The 5597-nt window shown below is 70.1% G+C and carries 1 protein-coding gene; it reads right to left on the bottom strand.

Annotated elements, in window-relative coordinates; all coding sequences use genetic code 11:
* Nucleotides 1–5597: LamG-like jellyroll fold domain-containing protein (locus RAN62_RS40865; RefSeq protein WP_305790283.1), on the bottom strand; the 5597-nt coding region annotated here is incomplete at both ends.

Raw genomic sequence — 5597 nt, 5'->3', positions numbered from 1 at the left:
GGAGGTGTAGGCGACCGTGTCACGGCTGGTGAACGTCCCGGTGCCGGGATCGTAGAAACGCGCCCCCATGTCGACCTGACCGGTGTCCGGGTCGGTCCAGTCCCCCTGGAAACCCGCCGCCGACTGGGTGCCGGAGGAGGCGACCTTCTGCCCGTACGGGTCATAGGCCGTCGACGAGTCCAGCGACGTCAGCGCCGATCCGGCCGCGAAGCCGGCCACCACGTCGTCGTGCTGGTCGGAGATCACCAGCTTCGTCGAGGTGGCGTCCTGCGTGACCGCGAGCAGCGAGCCGTCCGGGCCCCGGGCGAACCGCTCCTTGCCGTCCGACACCGGGTCCTGTTCGACACCGGCGTACGTCAGCAGCTGCCCGTTGCGGTTCAGGACCCGGTCGAGGCCGTCGTAGACGTACGTCGCCCCCTCCGCGCCGACCATCCGGTCGAAGGCGTCGAACGAGTACGCGTCGGTCAGCCCCGAGCTCGTCCGCCCGGCCAGGGTGCCCCGGGCCGTGTACGAGTACGTGTAGTCCCCGTCCCCCAGCAGCCGGTTCCGCTCGTCGTACGTCGCCGTCTTGGCCCCGGCCCGGATCCGGTTGCCCGAGTCGTCCCAGCCGTACTCGACCTTCCCCGCGCCGCTCGTCCACGAGGTCAGCCGGCCCGCGTCGTCGTACGTGTAGGTGTTGCTGCCCGCCCCCGCCGTGCCGGTCGTGGTCTTGCCGGTGAGGTGGTCGTCGAGGTCGTAGCTGTAGCCGATCGACGCGACCGTGGCGCCCGCCGTGTTCTTGAGCGTGTCGGCGGTGAGCCGGCCGAGGTCGTCGTAGCCGTAGCTGCGGACCCGCCCGGCGCCGTAGTCGACCCGGGCGATCATGCCGCCGGTGTCGTACCGCAGGGTCTGGGTGACCGCGGACGCGCCGTCCTTCATGGTGTCGACGCGGCCGTCCTTGTAGCCGAACGTCGCGGTGCCCGCGGCGTCGGTCCGGGTGACCAGGTTGCCGTCGTCGTCGTAGGCGTACGCCGAGGTGCCGGACACGCCCGTGGCGCCGAGCAGGTTGCCCCGGTCGTCGTAGCTGAACGTGTTCGCGTTGGTCCCGTCGGAGGTGACGGCGGTCGTGCGTCCCTCGCCGTCGTAAGTCAGCCCGCGCCGGGCCGCCTTGACGCCCGTGCCACTGCCGCTCTCGGTGGTCAGCCGCCCCGCCGCGTCGTACGCCCGGCTGCGCACCACCCCGCCCGGCGCGGTCAGCTGCGTGGCCTGGCCCGCGAGGTCGTACGCCACCGTCCACGTGCGGTCCGCCGCGGCGGGATGCGCCTTGGTGGACGGCTCGACGACCGACTCGGGCAGGCCGAGCACGTTCATCGTGTAGTACGTCGAGTAGCCGCGCCCGTCGGTGTACCGGGTCCGGTTGCCGGCCGCGTCGTAGCCGAACGTCGTCGTGATCGACGTGGTGGCGCTGGTCGGCTCGACCTGCTTGACCAGCTGGTCGAGCGCGTTGTACTCGAAGGTGACCTTCTTCTTGAGCGCGCTCGTCCGGCTCGTGACGTTGCCGTTGAGGTCGTACTCGTACGTCTCCCGGCGCAGCTCGGCGCCGCCCGGGTCCAGGTCCAGCTCCGTGCTGACCTGGCCGAAGGCGTCGTACGTCCGGCGCGTGGTGCGCCCGGCGCCGTCGGTCTGGCGCACGGTGTTGCCGAACGCGTCGTAGCCGATCCGGCTCGTCGTCTTGGCCGGGTCGGTGGTGCTGAGGAGCTCACCCACCTTGTCGTACGTCATCGTGGTGGTCAGGCCCGAGGGCGAGGTGACCGCCACGACGTTGCTCGCGTCGTCGTACTTCATGGTGCGGGTGAACGTGTCCGCGACCGGCTTGCGCTCGAACTGCGTGCTGGTGACCTGCCGGTCGAGATCGTCGTAAGTGGCCTCGGTGCGGATCCCGGTGGGGCTCGTGCTGGACAGCACCTTGCCGGTCCGGGTGTACGTGTACCGCCACACCAGCCGCTCGTCGTCCGTCGCTCCCGGCAGGTCCTTGGCGGTCAGGCGGTTCAGCCGGTCGAACGTGAACCGCGTGACGTGCCCGAGCGTGTCGGTGCTCTCCACGACATTGTTGAGCGCGTCGTACTTCACCTTGGTGGTCGGCGCCGCCGTGGTGTTCGCGCCGCCGGCCGGGGTGTAGAGCGGGCCGGTCGACTCGACCACGCGGCCCATCCGGTCGAATGTCGTCCGCGCGACGTTGCCCAGGGCGTCCTTCGTGGCGACGACCTCGCCGAACGCGTTGTACCCGGTGACCACCGCAGGACTGGTGGTCTGCGCCGGGTTGCCCCCGGTCTCGACCGCGACGGCGGGTGCGATCGTCGCCGTCCGGTCGCCGTTCTCGTCGTACCGGAAGGTGGTGATGTTGCCGTTGGGGTCCTTGCTGGTGAGGGCCAGACCCCGCTTGTCGTACGTGTACGACGTGACCTGGGTCTTCGTCCCGTCGGAGACCTTCTCCTGCTCGAGCTGCCCCTTGGCGTTGTAGACGTTGGACAGCACGTTGCTGCCGCCCGTCTCGGCCCACGGCAGGTTGACCGGCGACCCGGTGATCGTGGTCTTCGTGACGTTGCCCAGCGCGTCGTACTCGTACTTGCTGCCGCGCGACACCCCGCCCGGGTCCTGCACGGTCGTGTCGGGGCGGCCCATCCGGTCGAATGTGCCGGTCGTGACCTCGATGCCGTTGCTCAGCGCCTGCCGGGTCAGGTTGCCCGCCTTGTCGTACTGGTTGTCCTCCAGCACGAGGTCACGGGTCTTGCCGTCCGGGTCGTGGAAGTTCTTGAGGATCTTCTTCTGCAGCAGGTCGTCGCCGTAGTAGACGTACTCGACCCGGCGGCCCATGGCGTCCACCTGCACGGCCATCCGGCCGGCCCAGTCGTACGCATAGGAGTTGAGCACGACGTAAGCCGCGCCGTTCCCGGAGTCCGCGCCGCCGTCGTGCCAGTCGTAGAGACGTACTTCGGCGAGGGCGTTGCGCGCGGTGTACGCGTACCCGTAGCGGTTGCCGTTGCCGTCGACGACCAGGACCCGGTTGCCGAACTTGTCCCAGCCCTCGGTCTGCTCGTCGCCCTCGGGGCTGACCGTGCGCGTCGGGTGGTTGAACTCGTCGTACTCGACGGTCGTGACCCGCTCGGGCTCGCTCGCGTCCTGCGCGTCCTTGACGACCGTCTTGACGATGTTGCCGTCGACGTCGTACGTCTTCGTGGTCACGGCCTGGTGCCTGGTGTTGTCCACCGCGTTGGTCGTGACCGGGCCGGCCGTGGTGAGCAGCTGACCCAGGTCGTCGTACGTATAGGTGGTGACGACCCCGTCCGGGAAGGTGTCCGAGATCTCCTTGTCCTGGATCTTGCGGCCGAGGGCGTCGTACGTGCTCTGGGTGACCAGCCCCGACGGCGTGGTGACCTGCGCGAGGTCGCCGTCGGCGGTGTAGCTGAAGGACGTGACCTTGTTCGCGCCGTCCGTGCTGGTCTTCACCAGGCCCGGCGGCTGGCTCAGTGTCGTGCTGCCGACGCCGAGCTCGTTGCCGGACGTGTAGGAGGTCGAGGTGAGCGCGCCGTTGGGCGCGGTCTCGGTGAGCACCTCGCCCAGGGAGTTGTACGACGTCTGGCTGCGGTACGTCGTGTCGGTGGCGCTGGCCGAGCGGGGGTCCCGGACCTCGACCGGCAGGTCGTTGCGCGGATCGAAGGGGTTGCTCGCGTTCGGCGTCGTATACGCCGTGTACGTCGTCTGACAGTCGTTCGCCGCCCGGCACGCCGTCCGCGAGGTGACGTTGCCGCGGTCGTCGAAGGTCATCGTGACGACGTCGCCGGTCTCACTGACGATCCTGTTCTGCCGGCCCTTGTCGTCGTAGCCGAAGGAGCGCAGCACCGAGCCGGTGAGCTCGTTCTCCTCGAAGATCGGCCCGCCCGCGTCGCCCGGGATGGTGGTGCAGAACTGCGGGTCGCCGGGGTCCGGGGTGCTGCAGATCTCGGTCGGCGACGGGGAGGGCTCCGCGCTGGGCAGGGGCTTGTCCTCGGGGCGGACGGCCACGCCGAGCGGGGACGCCGAGCGCAGCAGCCGGCCCGCGAGCGCGTCGTACTCGTACAGGTAGCGCCGGTCGGCCGGGTCGAGCACCTGCACCGTGCGGCGCAGGTCGGTGGCGCCGCCGTAGACGGTCGGGGTCCCGATCTTCCAGGTGCCGCCGTTGCCGTCGGTGTACTCCTTGACCCGGTCGGTGTCCGTGTCGTAAGTCGTCTCGGCGGCGGTCTTGCCACTGGGCATGGTCACCGAGGCGAGCTGGGCCGCCGCGGTGGCGCCCACGGCGCGGTGCGCGGCGACGGTCTGGTCGCTGAGCGCGTGGCCGTAGACGGCGACCTCGTCGATGCCGCCGTGGAACCACCGCTTGGCGGTGCTCCCCCAGCCCGGCCAGGACGCGGGCGTGGTGGCCTGCGCGGCGCCGACCTGGTCGAAGGTCAGCAGGCTGTGGTCGAGGACGCCGATCTGCGCGGAGGTCTTCGACACCTTGTACTGGTCGACGTAGAGCGTCTGGGTGTCCCCGGTGACCGACAGCGCGGCGTAGTGCCAGGCGCCGTCGCGGACGTCGATGCCCGCCTGCAGCGGCGCGGGCGTGGCGTTGGCCGTCTTGAACTGCCCGTAGACCAGGCCGTTGGTACCGACGTAGAGCAGCGGGACGCCGGAGGTGGCGGTGCCGTCCATCGCGGTGTCCTGGTAACCGGCCAGCGGGCCGCCGGTCTCCGTCTTGCTGACCTTGAACCACAGCTCGATCGCGGTGTCGCGGCTGCGCTTCACGATGCCCTTGGGCAGCTCGACGACCGAGCTGCTGCCGTTGAACTGCCCGGCCGTGCTGCCGCTGCCGGCCAGGGCCCCGGGCTGCCCGAGCGTCACGTTCTTGACCGTGCCGGCGTCCTGGCCGAGGTTGGTGACGACCTCACTGCCCGCGGACGCGGTGCCCGCCGGCTCCCCCAGCCGCCAGTACGAGTCCGGGTTGCTGTCCAGCACGCTGCTGCGATAGTGCGAACCCGGCGAGTACGTGTACGTCGTGCACGCCTGCGCCCCGGGCGAGCACACCCGGGTCAGCGTGTCGCCGGTGTACTCGTACGTCCAGGTCAGCTTGCGCCCCGCCACCGCGTCGGTGGAGACGCTGGTGACGTGGGTGTTGGTGCTGTTCCAGCCGAAGGTCAGCGCGCGGCCGGTAGTGACGTTGGCGTTGTTGCGGGCCTGCATCTTCGCGAGCACGCCGCTCTGCGAGTCGTACGTGAAGAACAGCAGCCGGCCGTACTTGTCGGCGATCGAGTAGATCTTGCCGTCGCCGCCCCGGAACGAGTACGACGTGCCCTTGACGTCCTTGAGCACGTAGAGCCCGGTGGTCGCGGTGACGGTCAGCTGGGCCGTGCGGCCGAGCGGGGCGGCGTACGTCCCGTCGCTGTTCTTGCCGAACCGGACCTGCTGGCCGTCGGGGTAGGTGACGAGCACGTTGCCCGAGCCGTCGCTGTCCGGTGTCAACCGCATGTCGGCCTGCGTCATCCAGCCGGAGCCGAAGAGCAGGTTGCGGCGCGGGTCGAGGCTGTTGTAGGTCCGCGCGATGC

Origin of the sequence: Symbioplanes lichenis, assembly GCF_030709675.1 — a bacterium.
Taxonomy (GTDB): Bacteria; Actinomycetota; Actinomycetes; order Mycobacteriales; family Micromonosporaceae; genus Actinoplanes; species Actinoplanes lichenis.
Note: the sequence above shows the minus strand (reverse complement) of the source record. Positions and strands in the feature narration are given on the sequence as shown.